Source organism: uncultured Pseudoflavonifractor sp. (assembly GCA_904419835.1).
GTDB lineage: Bacteria > Bacillota > Clostridia > Oscillospirales > Oscillospiraceae > Pseudoflavonifractor.
Map to the genome: position 1 here is coordinate 1 of CAJFTA010000016.1, position 16,949 is coordinate 16,949.

Sequence of the window (16,949 nt, forward strand, 5' to 3'; positions counted from 1 at the left end):
TTCGAGGCGCATGTCCCCGAAAATGACGGATTTTCATTTGATTCCGTCATCTGCGGATGACGGAACTCTGCGAGGCTTCCCCTTCTGGGAGGTTTTTCGGCACGCTGGCGGGAGCCCCCGGCGCACACAGTGCCGGGGGCTCCCGATAGGACCAATCTTCAGCTTTTCCCATTGTCCAGCAGGGCGGCCTGCCTGGCCACCCGAGCCCGCATCAGGGCTGCAAAGGGCTCCGGTCCCAGCACCCGCACCACCGGGCCGAAGCCCAGCAGCCGGATGAGCACCTCGGCCTCGTCGTTCTGCTGATACCACAGCCGCACCGTACAGGCGCCGGTCTCCTCGTCGTACTCGCTCTGCTTCTCGTAGGAGGAGAACTCCAGCATGAACCGCTCCACGCCGTTACGCTCGCCGGAGACCCGCAGGAGCAGGGGCTGGGCGCAGCGGTGGCGGCGGCGCCACTCCGCCACGTTAAAGGCGCCGCCGTACCGCGCCTCAGAGGGGGAGAGGTCCGCAATCCGGCCCAGATTGAGGACATGGCACCCCTGGGCGGCGCCGTCCAGGAGCCTGACGGCGTAAATCCGAAACTTGTCGTCCCGGGGGGAGTACTCCAGCCGCATGGGCCGGTATTCCCCCGTGTGGAGGCCCGTTCTGGGGGAGCGGTAGGTGATGTGGAGCACGGTCCCCTCCTCCAGGGCGGCCAGAATAGCCTGGAACCGCCGCCGGTAGCCCGGGTCGGCATAGTCGTCCCCGTCCAGAAAGCGGTCGAAGTACACGATATCCTCCTGCCGGTACAGAGGCTCCACGCCGGACAGGGCCTCCTCCAGGTGGGCGAGCTGCCCGTCGGAGAGGAACAGCCGGAGACGGGGGTCGGACAGCAGGGCCTTCAGCCAGGCGCGCTCCAGGCGGGTCACCGGCAGGGCGGGGAGATGGTCCAGGCGGCTGTAAAACAGGCCGTCCCGATCCTCCAGCAGCGGCCAGTCCCGCCCGTTCAGCAGCTTGGGGATGAGCTGGATGACGCTCTCGCCGTAGCCCCGGCCCGCCGCCAGGGCCTCCGCCTGGGCGCGGGTCAGGGGGGCGCCGCGGAGAATCTCCGACACCACCGCGTAGTAGCAGCCGTAGACCTCGGAAAACAGCTCCATTACCCCTCACCTCCGTACATCTCCGCCAGGCGGCGGACATCCTCATAGAAGCGGTCAATGGCCGCCTGATTGTCCCCCTCCAGGGACACGATGCGACCGATGAAGGTCTTGACCCAGTTCATCATCTCGCTGGTGTCCCAGACGTACCGGGTGCAGCGCCACAGGCCGGGCCCCACCTGCTCCACCGTGCCGCCCCGGCTCTCCCGGCGCAGGCGCTGGATGATATAGTACTCCCTGACCTCGTCGGCCTCTACGGTCATGGAGAACCGCTCCAGCCGGGCCCGGCCGCGGAGCGACGAGCCCCAGCTGTGGGCCAGCCGCTCCTCCGCCAGCGCGCGGTATGCCCCGTCCTCCTCCTGACCGGGGCGGAGGGAGAGGGCCTTGATGTAGTCCAGCCGGAGGGAGGTGAAATTCCTCCGCTCGGGCAGCCAGGCCGCCAGATAGCGCCGCCCGGTCTGGACGCTGACCATAATTTTCACCGGCACAACCGTCATCACCCGCTCCAGGCCGCTGCGGCCGCTGACGTTGGTCACCTCCAGCCGGGCCTGGGCGCGGATGGCCTCCAGGGCGGTGAGCAGCATCTGGTCCTCCAGGGTGTGGACGATGAAGTGGTGCTTGAACCGTATGCGCCGGTCCTCCTCCGCGCCGCGGCTGGCGAGAAAGCTGCCCGCCACCGAGAGAGGGGCCGCCTCCCCGAAGAAGCACAGCAGCTCGGGCAGCCGGGCCGGGTCGGGGAAGAGGGCCTCCAGAGTGCAGGGGGACAGGGTGTAGTACAGAGCCCGGCCCTGCCGCTGCCCGTCCAGAATGCCCATCTCCCCGTACTCCTTCAGCTTGCGCCGGACGGTGGACAGCTCGAAGAGGACGCCGTACCGCTCCGCCAGGGCGTCGGTGACGGCCTCGGCGTGCCGGGGAAGGCCGTCGGACAGCAGGTCCAGCAGGCAGAAGTGGAGGGTGATGTCGTTGTCGGTAAAGCTCCTGGACTGCCAGGCCCGGTACAGCGGGTTATGCACCAGCTCCGCCGTGTCCATGGACAGGAACACCGCCTTGCCCTTGGCGCGGTACTCCCAGCGCAGGTTGTCCCCCAGCCAGCTCTCAATGCGGCGGCGCTCGTTGTCGTAGGTGCGGGCGCTCCTGCCGGCAAACTCCCGCCGGGTCTTGTAGCCAAAGACCAGAAAATCCCGCATGTACTCCCGCACCGATTCAAACCGCTTTACCAGCTCCCGATAGGCCATGCCGCCACCTCCTTTTCTGACAGTATACGGCAAAGCGGGAGACCTCGCAACTTTTTTGAGAGGAAAAACCAGCGGCCGCGGACTATGATAAGCACAGAAAAGGCGCCCACAGCAGTTCATCTGACTAGCTTGGGAAAAGCGGCCGGTTCATGGCCGGAATACGGCGCCTTGTCCGCAGAAAGGCACAGACAGCAATCCAATGGGGCTTTGTGGTTCAACTCCACAGCGTGCCTTGTCATCCACCCCAGCCGCCAGGGAGGTACCGCCATGCTGGAAGCATTGAAAAGAGAATCCATCCGCACCCGCACGGAGAATGGCGGGGCCGCCTGGTCCACCACCATGAGCGGCTGCCTGGACCTGTTCTCCACCGCGGGCGCCCTGCGGGGCGCGTCCCGGGAAGAGATTCGGGACCGCTTTCTCCGGGCCTGGGTCGAGGACCGGGACGCGGCGGTGAAAATCGCCTTCTTCGCCCGGGACATCCGGGGCGGCCTGGGGGAGCGGTATGTGTTCCGCACGATTCTGAAGGAGCTGGCCCGGCTGTCCCCCGAGACGGTGGCCAAAAACCTGGGGAACATCCCCGAGTACGGCCGCTGGGACGACCTGCTCACCCTCTTTGACACCCCCTGCCGGGACGCGGCCATCGCGTACATCAGAGCCCAGCTGGCCCGGGACACGGCGGCCCTGGAGTCCGGAGGGGGGAATGTCTCTCTCATGGCCAAGTGGCTCCCCTCGGTAAACGCCAGCAGCCCCGACACCCTGCTCTCTGCCAGGATCCTGGTGAAGGGCCTGGGCATGACCGAGGCCGCCTACCGCAAGACCCTCTCTGCCCTGCGCGCCAGAATCGCCATTCTGGAGAACAACCTGCGTGAGAGGGACTACACCTTTGACTACGCCAAGCAGCCCTCCAAGGCTATGCTCAAGTACCGCCAGGCCTTTCTCCGCAACGACGGCGAGCGCTACCAGGACTTCATGAGACAGGTCTGTGAGGGGAAGGCGGCCCTCCACACGGACACCCTCTACCCCTACGATGTGATCGCACCCGTTCTTGTGGGCAAGGTGATGTCCCAGACGGAGCGCCTTGCCCTGGACACCACCTGGAAGGCCCTGCCCGATTACACCGGCGGCGGCAACGCCCTTGTGGTGGCCGATGAATCGGGCTCCATGTACAGCGGGTATGTCAGACCTATCCCTGCCGCTGTGGCCCTGTCCCTGGCCATCTACTTTGCCCAGCGGAACACAGGGGCCTTCCGCAACCACTTCATCACCTTCTCCCGCAGCCCCAGGCTGGTGGAGATCAAGGGTGAGGACCTCTATGAGCAGGTGCATTACTGCGCAGGCTTCAATGAGTGTGCCAACACCAACCTCCAGGCGGTCTTTGACCTGCTCCTCCGCACTGCAGTGGAGAACCACATGAGCCAGGCGGATATACCCGACACCCTGTACGTCATCTCTGACATGGAGTTTGACGAGGGGACCGAGCGCGCGGACGTCACCGTCTTTGAGGGCGCCCGCCGGGCCTTTGCCGCCGAGGGCTACGCTTTGCCCCGGGTGGTGTTCTGGAATGTGGCTAGCCGCAATCTCCACCAGCCCGTTACCATGAACGAGCAGGGGGCGGCGCTGGTCTCGGGCTGCACCCCCAGGCTCTTTGAGATGGCGGCCGGCGGAACAATCTCCCCCTACGCATACATGATGGACGTTCTCAGCTCTCCCCGCTACCGGGAGCTGACGGCGTAAATCCTATCACAACAATACAGAGACGGCTTGTCCCAATTCGGGATGCGCCGTCTCTGCGTGTCAAAAAGCCTCAGTTAAAAAGGACCCGCCTGAACTGGGGCGGGGGAGCGCGAGGGGGCAGCCGCCCGCCTCGCGTGGAATCGAATGCCCCGGAAGTCTTGCTGCGCAAGGCTTCCGGTGAGCGGAGCGAGGACTTTTGCGCCGCTGCGGGGCGCAAAAGTAACGGCATTTTTGAAGGCTGTCGAAAAAGTCCTTGGACTTTTTCGACAGCCTGAGACGGCGCGTCCCAATCCGGGATAGGCCGTCTTTTTGCAGGGAAAGTGTCTCTGTGCTGCGCAGCCGTGGGGCGCGGTACCGTCCACAATGGCGGTGGCCAGGGTGGGGATGATGACGGCGTCCAGGGAGTCCGGGTCGCCGGAGCACTGGATGCACTCCACTGCCAGGCCCTGCTCCTCCATGGCGGCCCCCACCTTCCGCATCAGGGAGGACTTGCCGCAGCCCGGGCCGCCCTTGAGGATCATCACGTCCTGGGCCTGGTCGGGGTCGATGAGCTGGTCGTAGAGAGAGTAGAAGCCGGAGGGGGCGTTTGCCCCCAGGTAAAACTGTACACGCGGTTCCGCAGCCATATGGATAACCCTCCAGTATTCAAAATAGGAAACGAGACATGGATTTCTTCTCAGTTCCAGCCTATGCCGCACCGGTCCGGCGGGTGAGACGGCGGCGGGTCAGCGTGGAAAATTTGCAGTTTAACCCCGGCGGGAGATGTGATATAATGAAATAAAATTGTTCCGGGCACCTGTCCCGGAGCAGGGGAGAGGAGGCGCGGTATGAACGAAGAACCGGTCAGACTGACCAAAATGACAGCCGCGGGCGGCTGAGGGGCCAAGATAGGACCGGGTGTCCTTGGCCAACTGCTGGCGGACCTGCCAAAGGGCTCTGATGAGCGGCTGATGGTGGGTTTTGACGCCAGCGACGACGCTGCCGTCTACCGGATCAACGACGATACCGCCATGATCCAGACGGCGGACTTTTTCCCGCCCGTAGTGGACGAACCCCGCAGCTTTGGCCGGATTGCGGCGGCCAACGCCCTCTCCGACGTGTACGCTATGGGGGGCACGCCCCGCCTGGCCATCAATCTGCTCTGCTTCCCCACCTGCCTGAACCTGGAGATTGTCCGGGAGATTCTGGCCGGCGGCGCCGACAAGGTGGTGGAGGCCGGAGCGGTCATCGCCGGAGGGCACAGCATTGAGGACACAGAGCCCAAATACGGCCTGTGCGTCACCGGCTTTGCCCGGCCGGAGGAGATTCTGACCAACAGCGGCGCAAAGCCCGGGGACCTGCTGGTGCTCACCAAGCCGGTGGGAACCGGCGTGCTCTCCACCGCCGCCAAGGCGGAGCTGCTCACCGACGGGCAGCTGAAGGAGATGATCGGCCTGATGAGCACCCTGAACAAGGGGGCCCAGGAGGTCATGCTGCCCCTGCGGCCCAACGCCTGCACGGACATCACCGGCTTTGGCCTGCTGGGCCATGTCAACGAGCTGGCCGAGGGCAGCGGCGTGACGGTACAGCTGTGGGCCGACCAGGTCCCCCTGGCCTCCGGCGCGCTGGAGCTGGCCCGGGAGGGCATCATCCCCGGCGGCGCCTACCGCAACCGGAGCTACCTGGAGGGCAAGGTGAAGGTGGAGGAGGCTGTGGCCCTGGAGCTGTCCGACCTGCTCTTTGACCCACAGACCGCCGGCGGCCTGCTCATCTCCATCCCGGAGGCCCGGGGCGGGGAGCTGGTCCGGCGGCTCAGCGACCGGGGCATCCCCGGGGCCGTCATCGGCCAGGCGCTGCCCAAAGAGACGCACGCCGTCCGGGTGCTGCCCAGCATGTGACGGGAGATACAGTGAAAAGAGGCCGGAGCCTGGCTTTGCACAGGCTCCGGTCCTTTTGTGCAAAAAGTGAGCAGGTTTGGATAATGCGCCGGGGGAGCTCGTGTGATAAACTGGAGGCAACAAACAAGAGGAGGATGCTTCCATGAAATTTTTAGGACTGGATCTGCCGGTGACCCACCTGCCCGAGCTGGACAAGACCTTCGTGCCCCTGGCCCGGTTCCTCCGGGTCTATGAGAGCGGGGCAAAATACCCCTTCGCCCTGGCGGTGGAGCGGGAGGACGGCCTGGTGTCGGTGTATGACACCGCCCTGCGCACCGAGGGAGCGCTGGACGAGGCGGACCGGCTGTATGTGGACCGGCTGGCCAAGTTCCTCCTCTGGTCCCGGGGCGGCTGGAAGCTCGTCGCCTGCGGCAGCCCGGCGGCGGCGGAGTACCTGCGCAGCGCCTATGCCCCCGGCGGCAGCCGGAACTTTGACCGGAACTTCATGGAGGGGGTCTACGAGCGCACCTTCACCGTGGAGTGCCGGAGCTACGCCGAACGCCCGGCGGAGAAGGGATCCTCCCGCCCGGTGGGGCGGCACCTGGAGGGCTGCCGCATCGGCCTGGACGCGGGGGCCAGCAACCTGAAGGTGAGCGCCCTGGTGGACGGCAAGAGCGTGTTCTCCGACACCATGCCCTGGCGGCCCAGCGAGCAGAGCGACCCCCAGTACCACTACGACCACATCACCGCCGCCCTCCGCGCCGCGGCGGAGCACCTGCCCCGGGTGGACGGCGTGGGCGTGTCCACCGCCGGCGTGCTGGTGGGGGAGCGGTGCATGGTGGCCAGCCTGTTCCTCGCCGTGGGCAAGGAGGACTTTGACAGGTCCGTCAAGGACATCTACCCCCGCACCGCCGCCAGCCTGGGGGAGGACATCCCCTTCGCCGTGGCCAACGACGGCGACGTGACCGCCCTGGCCGGGGCCATGGGCCTGAACGAGAACGGCATCCTGGGCATCTCCATGGGCAGCAGCGAGGCCGGCGGTTACGTGGACAGGGCGGGCAACGTGACCGGCTGGTTTAATGAGCTGGCCTTCACCCCCATCGACGTGCAGGCCGACGCCGCCCGGGACGACTGGAGCGGCGACGTGGGCTGCGGCGTTAAGTACCTGAGCCAGGAGGGCGCGGTGAAGCTGGCCGCCATGGCCGGGCTGGAGATGCCCGAGGGCGGCGCCGCCGACAAATTCTCCTCCATCCGCCGCCGGATGGATGGCGGCGACAGGTCGGTGGAGGCGGTCTACCGGGACCTGGGCGTCTACCTGGGCCACGCCCTGGCCCTGTACGCCAAGTTCTACGACATGAACTGCGCCCTGGTGATGGGCGGCGTGGCCGGCGGCGCCGGCGGGGACATCATCCTGTCCACCGCCCGCCAGGTCCTGGCAGACGAGTACCCCGACTGCGCCTTCTCCGTCCAGGCCCCCGACGAGCGGGTGCGGCAGATTGGCCAGAGCGCCGCCGCCGCCAGCCTGCCGGACAGCCGGGTATAAAAGTACATACAAAAACAAGGGGTCAGCGTCCTTTGGACGCTGACCCCTTGAAACATTCCGGCCCGCTTTTCGTCTATACAGACAGAGCATAAAAGGAGGGAGTCTGTATGAAACGAGGAAAGCGCTGGCTGATTGCGCTGCTCTGTGTGGCGGCCATCGGGTGCGGCATCTTTGCCCTTTCCGCCCTGGCCGGGCGGCGGCCCTACAGGGACCTGACGGCGGCGGATATTCAGTCCGCCACGGTGTGGCTTACTCCGCCTGACACCACATTGGAAATTCCCGATACTGCGGAGCTGGCGGAGTATCTCAGCCAGGTGGTCATCTATGACCGGGACGACTCCTATACGGAGTACGCCGGCCAGGGCGTGGTTTTCACCCTCCATATGACCGACGGCAGCACCACCGACGTGATGGCCTACAATCCCTTCCTGGTGATTGACGGGGTGGGGTACCGGACCAAATACGAGCCCTGCGAGGCGCTGAGCCGCTACGCGAACCAGCTGCTGGGCAGTGGGGAGGCCGTTGTGGTGCTGGAAAAGCCGCCTGTTCTGACGGTGGTGAGCGACAATACCGCCGCAACGGCCCTGCTGGGGACCTATCAGTGGGAGAAAAAGCGGGCCGACGGCACCACGGAGCACAGCATTGCCGACAGCGCCCACCCGCTGGACTGCCGGGAGCTGTTCACCCTTCTGGAAACTCGGGAGGGCACGGCGGAGCTGGACTTTGCCCGGATGCCCGGCGAGATTTTCAGCGCCCGCTGCTGGAGCGACGAATACTGGGGCGAACCCATGGCAGAAGGGGAGCCGGTGGCGGTGCACGGTAATGAGATTACCCTGAAACCGGGGGCGTATGTCTACCAGGTGGGCGCCCGGTGGGACACGGACAGCGGGTACGGCGGCACGGCCTATTATGCGTTCTATATTCATTGCCTGACAGAATAAGACACAATATGACAAGAGCCTCTGCGCACAGCGCAGAGGCTCTTGCTGTGCTGCTACTGGCCCAAAATCTGCTCCGCGATGCGCCGCCCGGTGGGGGTGGCGGCCAGACCGCCCATGCCGGTCTCCCGGAGGGAGGCGGGCAGGGCGTCGCCCACAGACCGCATGGCGTCAATGACCTCGTCGCAGGGGATGGCGTTTTTCACGCCGCACAGGGCCATCTCGGCGCAGGACAGGGCGTTCACCGCCCCCATCACGTTGCGCTTGACGCAGGGCACCTCCACCAGCCCGGCCACCGGGTCGCACACCAGGCCCAGGGTGTTGCTCAGGGCCATGGCGCAGGCGTGGGCCATCTGTTCCGGCGTGCCGCCCATGACGTGGACCAGAGCGGCGGCCGCCATGCCGGAGGCGGAGCCCACCTCGGCCTGGCAGCCCCCCTCCGCCCCGGAGATGGAGGCCCGGGAGGCGATGACCTGGCCAAAGCCCGCAGCCACATAGAGGGCCTGGGTCATGACCTCGTCGGAGAGGCCGTCCCGCTGCTGGAGGGGGAGGAGCACGGCGGGCAGCACGCCGCTGGCCCCCGCCGTGGGGGCGGCCACAATGCGGCGCATGCAGGCGTTGCACTCGCCGGTTTTCAGCGCCGTGGCGATGACGGCGGAGAAGAAGGGGCCGCACAGCCCGCCGCCCTGCTCCGCCACCAGCCCGCCTTCGCCGCCCACCAGGTCGCTGGACGAGCGGAGCCGGGGACTGTACTGCGCCACGCTCTCGGTCATGGCCGCCCAGAGGCGGGCCATCTGGCCCCAGGACTCGGCGGCGTCGGCGCCCCGGTCCCGGATATCGTCGTTCTGAACCGCCTGCCACAGCGGCGCCGCCGCCGCCGCCCGCAGCAGGCCCTCCACAGATGTAAACGCCATGTCAGCCGTCCTCCTCCATGTTGAGATAGGTCACCCGCACAATGCCCGGGCAGGCCCGCAGTTCCTCAATGGCCGCCTGCCAGATGGCCTGGTCGCTCTCCAGCACCATCACCGCCAGGCCGCCCCGCATGTTGCGGTAGAGCTGCATGGTGGCGATGTTGACCTGCCGCCGGGAGAGAATGGCGGACACCTCGGCCACCGCGCCGGGCTTGTCCTCGTTGCGGATAATCAGGGTGGGGTACTCCCCGGTGAAGGAGGCGTCCAGACCGTCGATGGCGTTGACCCGCACCCGGCCGCCTCCCAGGGAGGAGGCGTTGACCTCCAGGGTGTTGCCCCGCTCGTCCTCCACCCGCAGCAGCACCGAGTTGGGGTGGGCGCCCCGGAGGACAATGCTGCCCAGGCGCACCAGCATCCCGGCCCGCTCCGCCAGAGGGAAGGCCCGGGGGATGTCCGGGTCGTCGGGGGCCATGCCCAGCAGGCCGGCCACCAGAGCGCGGTCCGTGCCGTGGCCCTTGCCGGTGGCGGCAAAGGAGCCGTGGAGCAGCAGCTCGGCCCGGACCGGGGGACGGCCCAGCAGCTTGCGGGTGATGAGGCCGATGCGCACCGCCCCCGCCGTGTGGGAGCTGGACGGCCCCACCATGACGGGGCCCATAATATCAAAAATGTTCAAGAGAAAAAACCACCTTTCGGGCGCGCGCGGACCGATGGGGCCGTCCAGCGCGAGCGGAAGCGAGCCGCCGCTGTGCGGCGTACAGGGGTTTTCCCGGAGGGGAAAACCCTCAGCGTGTCGAAAGAGCTTCCCCGAAGGAAAGCCTCGCAGAGTTCCTGCGGCCGAAGCCGCAGGAATCAAATGAAAATCCGTCATTTCCGAGGACATGCGCCTTGGAAATGACACTTCTCGCGAATCGAGGTCCTCCTTGCGCACATCTCCCTCGAAAAAGTGGCTGGAGCCACTTTTTCGAATGGTCACGCCTGCCAGACCGTTTTACCCCTGTGAATGGTCTCCAGCACCCGGACGGAGCGGATATCCATGGGGTCCACCGCCGTGGGATCGGCGGAGAGAATGATGAGGTCGGCCTGCTTGCCGGGCCGGATGGAGCCCAGGGTGTCCTCCCGGAAGTACTGGTAGGCGGCGTGGACTGTCACCGCCCGCAGGGCGGACATGGGGGAGACCCTCAGCTCCGGCCCCAGCACCGCCCCGCCCCGGGTCAGGCGGTTGACGGCGCACCACACCGTCTCCAGCATATCGGGCTGGATGACCGGCGTATCCTGGTGGAGGGTGAAGGGGAGGCCCAGCGCCTCCGCCCACCCCAGGGGACTGATGGAGGCGGCCCGGCCCGGGCCGAAATTCTCCGCGTGGACGTCCCCCCAGTACCACAGGTGGGCGGCGAAGAAGGAGGGGATAATACCCAGGTCCTTCATCTCCGCCAGCTGCTCCCGGCGGACCAGCTGGGCGTGGATCATCACCGGCCGGATGTCCGCCACGCGCAGGCCGGTCTCCTCCTGGGCGGCGCGGCAGCAGCGGATATACTGCTCCGCCGCCCCGTCCCCGTTGCAGTGGGCCAGCAGCTGCCTGCCCTGGGTGAGGGCCGTGCGGACAAAGCCGGTGACCTCCCCGTCGGTGTAGATGGGATAGCCGCAATAGCCGGGCTGGCCGGGCTGGCTGGAGGCGTAGGGCTCCAGCATCCAGGCCGTCCTGCCCTGGGGCGAGCCGTCCAGAAAAATCTTATACCCGCCGATGCGGGGCTTGTCAATCAGGCCGGGGGAATTTTTCAGGTCGGCGTACCCCACCGCCTCGGTTTTCAGATGGGCGGCGGAGAGCAGGGCGCACCGCCCGGCGTCGGTGAGGCCGTCCTGGATGAGGGTAATGCCGTGGGAGAGATAGATCTCCTCCGCCCGCTCCACGTTGCGGGCCGCCTGCTCCGGCGAGGGGCCGGGCATGGCGGAGGTCAGGCGGATGAAGGCGTTTTCCTCCAGGTAGCCGCTGGGGGTGCGGCCGTCGGACTCCCGGCCGATTCTGCCCCCCTCCGGGTCGGGGGTGTCGGCGGTGATGTTCAGCAGCTTCAGGGCGGCGGAGTTGGCCGCCCCCATGTGGCCCGAGGCGTTGGAGATGAGCACCGGGGTGTGAGGGAAGGCGCCGTCCAGGGCGTGCCGGTCGGGCTGGGAGCGCTCGGCGAGCACATTGTGGTCGTACCCGAAGCCGATGAGCCACTGGTCCGGGGCCATGTTCCGCTCCCTCTGGAAGGCCAGCAGCAGCCGGGTGATGTCCCCAAAGGAGGACGCGCTGCCCAGGGGGCACAGGTCCAGGGTGGAGGCCAGGGCGGTCAGGTGGCTGTGGGGGTCCAGAAAGGCGGGCATCAGGGTGCGGCCCTTCAGGTCCCGCCGCGCCGCCGAGGGGGCCAGCGTCTCCAGCTCACTCAGAGAACCCACGGCCCGGATGACGCCGTTCTCAGCCAGGACGGCCTGGGGGGCGGGGCCGTCCTCCATGGTGAGGATGGTTCCGTTGTAAAAGAGGGTTTGGTTCATGACTCACTCCGCCTTTTTATCAATAAATTCCGGTCTGAACTTAGAATACACGATTTTCTGCTCGCTATACAGGCCGTAGTAGCCGGAGAGCATGTAGGCCACGGCACAGGACAGGGCGAAGAGGGGGAGGCCCTGTCCGCCGAAGAGCTCATAGGCCAGGAACAGGGAGGTCATGGGACAGTTGGTGACGCCGCAGAACACCGCCGTCATGCCCAGGGCCGCGCCGAAGGAGGCGGGCAGGCCCAGGAAGGGGGCGGCCACACAGCCGAAGGTGGCGCCGGTGAAGAACACGGGCACAATCTCGCCGCCCTTGAAGCCGGCCCCCAGGGTGACGGCGGTGAACAGAATTTTCAGCAGAAAGGCCTCGGGCCGGGCCTGGCCGCCGATGGCCTGGGCGATTATCCCGGCGCCGGCGCCGTTGTAGTCGTAGGTGCCCGGGTTCCACAGCCACACCAGGTAGGTCAGGGCGATGACCAGGGCGCCGCCCACCGCCGCCCGGAGGACGGGCCGGGGAATCAATCTGTTATAGAGCTTGGGCGCGGCGTGCATCACCCGGCAGAACAGGATGGACAGCAGGGCGAACAGCACCCCCATGCCCACGCACTGGAGGGCGGAGAGGGGACTGAGAACGGGCACGCCGGTGAGGGCGTAGGCAGTGGGGGGCACGCCGAAGGAGGAGGCCACGCCCACGCCCACCAGGGAGGCGATGGTGCAGGGGACAATGGCGGCGTAGTACATGACGCCCACGCTCACCACCTCCATGGAGAACACGGCGGCGGCCAGGGGGGTGCCGAAGAGGGCGGAGAAGGCGGCGGACATGCCGCACATGGTGATGACCCGGCTGTCCTTGTCGTCCAGGCCCATCCAGCGGCCGATTTTGGAGGAGATGGAGCCGCCCAGCTGGAGGGCCGCGCCCTCCCGGCCGGAGGAGCCGCCCACCAGATGGGTGATAACGGTGGCGGCAAAGATCAGCGGCGCGGTGCGCAGGCGGAGGGGCTCGTTCTCCCGCACGGCCACCAGCACAAAGTTGGTGCCCCGGTCCTTCTCCATGCCGCACCAGCGGTAGAGCAGGACGATGAGGGCGCCGCCGGCGGGCAGAAGCCAGAGAAGCCACGGGTATTCCCCCCGCAGCTCGGCGGCGGCGTCAATTGCGAAGTGGAACAGCGTGCCCACACCGCCGCAGATAAGGCCGATGAGACAGGCGAAAATGAGCCATTTTACAAAAATCGCAGGCTGCCTGGCCCAGCCGGGCAGGCGGTCCCGGAGCGTCTTCACAGGGCATCCCTCACTAAAGCAGAATGGCGGAAATTCATAAAAACGGGCCAAAACGGCTGGATTTATGACACCGCGAGAACAGATACAGACCGGACAGACCGGGTGGAGCCTCATTTGGCAGACATCATTATAACATGGGCCGGGCCGATGCGCACTCATTTTGATGAAGAAGGGCACAGAAAATTGAAAGTGTAAGATTTTTGAAAAAAGTAGTGAATTTTTATTGCAGTTATGATATAATTCTGCGACAAAGGCAGAGAAGCCAAACTGTCTGAATATCGTTAGGAGGAATTTCTGTGTCATCGGACCCTATATGGCCCCAATTACTGCTGCAGCTGGTTCTGATTATGCTCAATGCGTATTTTGCCGCCACGGAGATTGCAGTCATCTCGCTGAATGAAAATATCCTGCGCCGTCAGGCGGAGGACGGCGACAAGAAGGCGGCCAGGCTGCTGAAGATTGTAGAGACCCCCACCCGCTTCCTCTCCACCATCCAGATCGGCATTACCCTGGCCGGCTTCCTGGGCTCGGCCTTCGCGGCGGACAACTTTGCCAGCCGTATCCGGGACTGGGCCGTGGTGAAGTGGCAGCTGGACGCCTCTGCCGCCGCGGCGGTGAATACCCTGGCGGTCGTGCTCATCACCATCATCCTCTCCTTCTTCACCCTGGTGCTGGGCGAGCTGGTGCCCAAGCGGGTGGCCATGCAGAAGGCGGAGCAGGTGGCCCGGTTTACCTGCGGGGTGGTGTCCGGCCTGGCGGCGGTGATGCGGCCCCTGATCTGGCTGCTGACCGTGTCCACCAACGGCGTGCTGCGTCTGCTACATATCGATCCCAACGCCGAGGAGGACCAGGTCTCCGAGGAGGAGATCCGCATGATGGTGGACATCGGCGAGGAGAAGGGGGCCATTGAGTCGGGCGAGAAGGAGATGATTGAAAACATCTTCGAGTTCAACAACATGACCGCCGAGGAGGTCATGATTCACCGCACCGACGTGGTGATGCTCTGGGCCAGGGACAGCGATGAGGAGATTGTCCGAACCATCCGGGAGACCGGCCTGACCCGGTTCCCGGTCTATGAGGAGGACGCCGACGACATCGTCGGCATCCTGAACACCCGCACCTACCTGCTCAACGCCCGGGAGTCCCAGCCCCGGCCCCTGCGGGAGCTGCTGACCCCCGCCTACTTTGTGCCCGAGTCCGTGCGGACCGACGTGCTGTTCCGGGATATGCAGGCCAGAAAGATACACATGGCCGTTGTGGTGGACGAGTACGGCGGCACCAGCGGCATTATCACCATGGAGGACCTGCTGGAGGAGATTGTGGGCAACATCTACGACGAGTTTGACCCCCAGGACGAGCAGGAGATCATCCCCCTGGGAGAGAACCAGTGGCGCATCGCCGGATCCGCCGACCTGGAGGAGGTGGCCGAGGCCCTGGATGTGGAGCTGCCCGGGGATGAGGAGTACGACACGCTGGGCGGCCTGGTGTTCGCCCAGCTGGCCGTCATCCCCGAGGACGGCAGCCACCCCGAGGTGGATGTGTGCGGCCTTCACATCCGGGTGGAGGAGCTGAGCGACCGCCGGGTGGAGTGGGCCACGGTGTCCAGGCTGGAACCCGCACATCAGGATGAGGAAGCGGCGGAGTAACAGAGAAAATCACTGGAAAAGGGAGCGCCACGCCGGCAGGTGTGGCGCTCCCTTTTGAAGTCAGTCCGCCGGCGCGGCGCTTCCGGGAGCGTAAAAACAGAATAAGGAAGCGCTTAACTTGAAATATGAAATAGATAATTGGGAAATTGTTGGAAATGATATGGATAAAATGACGATTAAGGAAAATGTTAAATCTTTTCGGATTGTAGTGATTACCCCTTTTCAAACGGCCTCCTTTGTAGTATGATTATCCCGCAAAGATATTCAAATCCTGGAATATAACCACCGATACGGAGGTATGTCAGCCATGTCCGATATGAGAAAGACAAAAATTATCTGCACCCTGGGTCCCGCTGTGGACAGCGAGGAAATGATCCGTAAGCTGATCCTTGCCGGCATGAACGCCGCCCGCTTCAACTTCTCCCACGGCACCCATGAGAGCCATCTGGCCCAGCTGACCAAGCTCAAGCGGGTGCGGGACGAGCTGGGTATCCCCGTGGCCGCCATTATGGACACCAAGGGGCCCGAGATCCGCATCAAGACCTTCAAGGACGGCCGCATCGAGCTGAAGAAGGACGATATCTTTACCCTCACCACCGCCGACTGCGAGGGCGACGCCACCCGCGTCTCCGTTACCTATGCCAACCTGCACAACGAGGTGGTCCCCGGCAACCACATTCTGGTGGACGACGGCCTTATCGACCTGCTGGTGCAGGAGATCAAGGGCCAGGAGATTGTCTGCACGGTGGAGAACGGCGGCCCCCTGTCCAACAATAAGTCCATCAACATCCCCGACGTGCACATCCTGCTGCCTTCCCTCACCGAGAAGGACAAGGAGGACCTGAAGTTTGCCGTGGAGAACGACTTCGACTTCATCGCCGCCTCCTTTGTCCGCAAGGCCAGCGACGTGGAGGACATCCGCGCCTGGCTGAACGAGTGCGGCGGCGAGAAGATCCGCATCATCTCCAAGATTGAGAACCGCGAGGGCGTGGACAATCTGGCGGAGATCATCGCCGCCTCCGACGGCGTCATGGTGGCCCGGGGCGACCTGGGCGTGGAGATTCCCGCCCAGGAGGTGCCCATCCTCCAGAAGAAGATGATCAAGGCCACCACCATGGCCGGCAAGCCCGTCATCACCGCCACCCAGATGCTGGACTCCATGATCCGCAATCCCCGCCCCACCCGCGCCGAGGTCTCCGACGTGGCCAACGCCGTGTTCGACGGCACCTCCTGCGTGATGCTCTCCGGCGAGACCGCCTCCGGCAAGTACCCCATTGAGGCCGTGGAGGCCATGGTGTCCACCGTGAAGGCCGCCGAGTCCGCCATCAACTACTGGGGCCGCTTCCGTGAGCACAGCCTCCAGCCCGGCGTGTCCACCATCAACGATGCCATCACCCACACCTGCTGCATGACCGCCATGGACCTGAACGCCACCGCCATCCTGGCGCCCACCGAGTCCGGCTACACCGCCAAGGTCATCTCCCGGTTCCGTCCCGCCTGCCCCATTGTGGCCGTGTGCCAGAGCGAGAAGGTCCGCCGCCAGCTGGCCATCTCCTGGGGCGTCCACTCCTACCTGACCGGCTTTGTGGATTCCACCGACCGCCTGTTCTCCATGAGCGTGGAGGTGGCCCGCAAGGAGGGCGCCGTGAAGTGCGGCGACACCGTGGTCATCACCGCCGGCGTGCCCATCGGCAAGAGCGGTACTACCAACCTGATCAAGGCTCAGGTGGTGTAAGAAGCACCAGACCAAAGAGCGGGGGAATGTATCCCCCGCTCTTGCCGATCCAAGGCTTTGCCGGAGGCAAAGGCTTGATGCGGGGCGGATTCACTCCGCCCCAGCAGATGAAAAAAACGGGGTCCCCACGGAATGGATTCCGTGGGGGACAAGAGCGGCACCACGAACCTGATCAAGGCTCAGGTGGTGTAAGAAGCACCAGACCAAAGAGCGGGGGAATGTATCCCCCGCTCTTTTATTGTCGCAAAAGGCGCAAGGCGCCTTTTGCGAGTGAGACGCAGTCCGCCGCGCGCAGAATTTGCCCGCTGAACGCGGGCAGATTCCACACTTGCGGCCTGAGAAGTGTCATTTCCGAGGCGCATGTCCCCGGAAATGACGGATTTGGATTTGATTCCCGGGGCTGCGGCCCCGGGA

Annotated in this window: 13 protein-coding genes; 6 read left to right on the forward strand and 7 right to left on the reverse strand. The window is 65.2% G+C overall.

Annotation, left to right across the window (positions count from 1 at the left end):
- Positions 1–158: 158 nt before the first annotated feature.
- Positions 159–1,136 carry a WYL domain-containing protein gene (locus QZY67_RS04630; protein ID WP_295368774.1) on the reverse strand — a complete coding sequence of 326 codons (978 nt, stop codon included), beginning with the start codon at positions 1,134–1,136 and terminating at the stop codon, positions 159–161.
- On the reverse strand, positions 1,136–2,368 hold the full coding sequence (locus QZY67_RS04635; RefSeq protein ID WP_295368775.1) for a WYL domain-containing protein: 1,233 nt from the start codon (positions 2,366–2,368) through the stop codon (positions 1,136–1,138). The genes QZY67_RS04630 and QZY67_RS04635 overlap by 1 nt, the downstream gene beginning before the upstream one ends.
- A gap of 267 nt (positions 2,369–2,635) precedes the next feature.
- Between QZY67_RS04635 and QZY67_RS04640 the strand changes: the two genes are divergently transcribed.
- On the forward strand, positions 2,636–4,102 hold the full coding sequence (locus QZY67_RS04640; protein ID WP_295368776.1) for a DUF2828 family protein: 1,467 nt from the start codon (positions 2,636–2,638) through the stop codon (positions 4,100–4,102).
- Between the two features lie 74 nt (positions 4,103–4,176).
- Here QZY67_RS04640 and QZY67_RS04645 read toward each other — a convergent pair whose 3' ends face one another.
- Positions 4,177–4,728: a hypothetical protein gene (locus QZY67_RS04645; protein WP_295368777.1), complete on the reverse strand. Its 552-nt coding sequence runs from the start codon at positions 4,726–4,728 to the stop codon at positions 4,177–4,179.
- A 201-nt stretch (positions 4,729–4,929) separates the two neighbouring features.
- Here QZY67_RS04645 and selD point away from each other — a divergent pair, with 201 nt between their 5' ends.
- From selD to QZY67_RS04660, 3 genes are all read left to right on the forward strand, one after another.
- Complete coding sequence (gene selD, locus QZY67_RS04650; protein WP_295368778.1) at positions 4,930–5,979, forward strand: selenide, water dikinase SelD; 1,050 nt, start codon at positions 4,930–4,932, stop codon at positions 5,977–5,979.
- A gap of 142 nt (positions 5,980–6,121) precedes the next feature.
- Positions 6,122–7,501 carry an ROK family protein gene (locus QZY67_RS04655; RefSeq protein ID WP_295368779.1) on the forward strand — a complete coding sequence of 460 codons (1,380 nt, stop codon included), beginning with the start codon at positions 6,122–6,124 and terminating at the stop codon, positions 7,499–7,501.
- Positions 7,502–7,608: 107 nt separating this feature from the next.
- Positions 7,609–8,442, forward strand: coding sequence for a hypothetical protein (locus tag QZY67_RS04660; protein ID WP_295368780.1), 834 nt, complete (start codon positions 7,609–7,611; stop codon positions 8,440–8,442).
- Between the two features lie 53 nt (positions 8,443–8,495).
- On the opposite strand, the gene sdaAA is transcribed toward QZY67_RS04660, so the two are convergent.
- The 4 genes from sdaAA to QZY67_RS04680 form a co-directional block, all read right to left on the reverse strand.
- Positions 8,496–9,353 carry an L-serine ammonia-lyase, iron-sulfur-dependent, subunit alpha gene (sdaAA, locus tag QZY67_RS04665; RefSeq protein WP_295368781.1) on the reverse strand — a complete coding sequence of 286 codons (858 nt, stop codon included), beginning with the start codon at positions 9,351–9,353 and terminating at the stop codon, positions 8,496–8,498.
- A gap of 1 nt (position 9,354) precedes the next feature.
- Positions 9,355–10,023, reverse strand: coding sequence for an L-serine ammonia-lyase, iron-sulfur-dependent subunit beta (gene sdaAB, locus QZY67_RS04670; protein WP_294537179.1), 669 nt, complete (start codon positions 10,021–10,023; stop codon positions 9,355–9,357).
- Positions 10,024–10,319: 296 nt separating this feature from the next.
- Complete coding sequence (locus QZY67_RS04675) at positions 10,320–11,879, reverse strand: amidohydrolase (RefSeq protein WP_295368782.1); 1,560 nt, start codon at positions 11,877–11,879, stop codon at positions 10,320–10,322.
- A 3-nt stretch (positions 11,880–11,882) separates the two neighbouring features.
- On the reverse strand, positions 11,883–13,154 hold the full coding sequence (locus QZY67_RS04680) for a chloride channel protein (RefSeq protein WP_295368783.1): 1,272 nt from the start codon (positions 13,152–13,154) through the stop codon (positions 11,883–11,885).
- A 296-nt stretch (positions 13,155–13,450) separates the two neighbouring features.
- On the opposite strand from QZY67_RS04680, the gene QZY67_RS04685 reads away from it, so the two are divergent.
- On the forward strand, positions 13,451–14,800 hold the full coding sequence (locus QZY67_RS04685) for a hemolysin family protein (protein ID WP_295368784.1): 1,350 nt from the start codon (positions 13,451–13,453) through the stop codon (positions 14,798–14,800).
- Positions 14,801–15,107: 307 nt separating this feature from the next.
- Positions 15,108–16,535 (forward strand): pyruvate kinase, encoded by a 1,428-nt coding sequence (gene pyk / locus QZY67_RS04690; RefSeq protein ID WP_295368785.1) that lies wholly within the window; start codon positions 15,108–15,110, stop codon positions 16,533–16,535.
- Positions 16,536–16,949: the final 414 nt, after the last annotated feature.

What these genes read in the sequence shown, in the direction of transcription:
- QZY67_RS04660 (WP_295368780.1), top strand. Translation starts at nt 7,609, where the DNA reads ATGAAACGAGGAAAGCGCTGGCTGATTGCGCTGCTCTGTGTGGCGGCC.
- QZY67_RS04630 (WP_295368774.1), bottom strand. Translation starts at nt 1,136, where the DNA reads ATGGAGCTGTTTTCCGAGGTCTACGGCTGCTACTACGCGGTGGTGTCG.
- QZY67_RS04635 (WP_295368775.1), bottom strand. Translation starts at nt 2,368, where the DNA reads ATGGCCTATCGGGAGCTGGTAAAGCGGTTTGAATCGGTGCGGGAGTAC.
- pyk (WP_295368785.1), top strand. Translation starts at nt 15,108, where the DNA reads ATGTCCGATATGAGAAAGACAAAAATTATCTGCACCCTGGGTCCCGCT.
- QZY67_RS04645 (WP_295368777.1), bottom strand. Translation starts at nt 4,728, where the DNA reads ATGGCTGCGGAACCGCGTGTACAGTTTTACCTGGGGGCAAACGCCCCC.
- QZY67_RS04675 (WP_295368782.1), bottom strand. Translation starts at nt 11,879, where the DNA reads ATGAACCAAACCCTCTTTTACAACGGAACCATCCTCACCATGGAGGAC.
- QZY67_RS04640 (WP_295368776.1), top strand. Translation starts at nt 2,636, where the DNA reads ATGCTGGAAGCATTGAAAAGAGAATCCATCCGCACCCGCACGGAGAAT.
- sdaAA (WP_295368781.1), bottom strand. Translation starts at nt 9,353, where the DNA reads ATGGCGTTTACATCTGTGGAGGGCCTGCTGCGGGCGGCGGCGGCGGCG.
- QZY67_RS04655 (WP_295368779.1), top strand. Translation starts at nt 6,122, where the DNA reads ATGAAATTTTTAGGACTGGATCTGCCGGTGACCCACCTGCCCGAGCTG.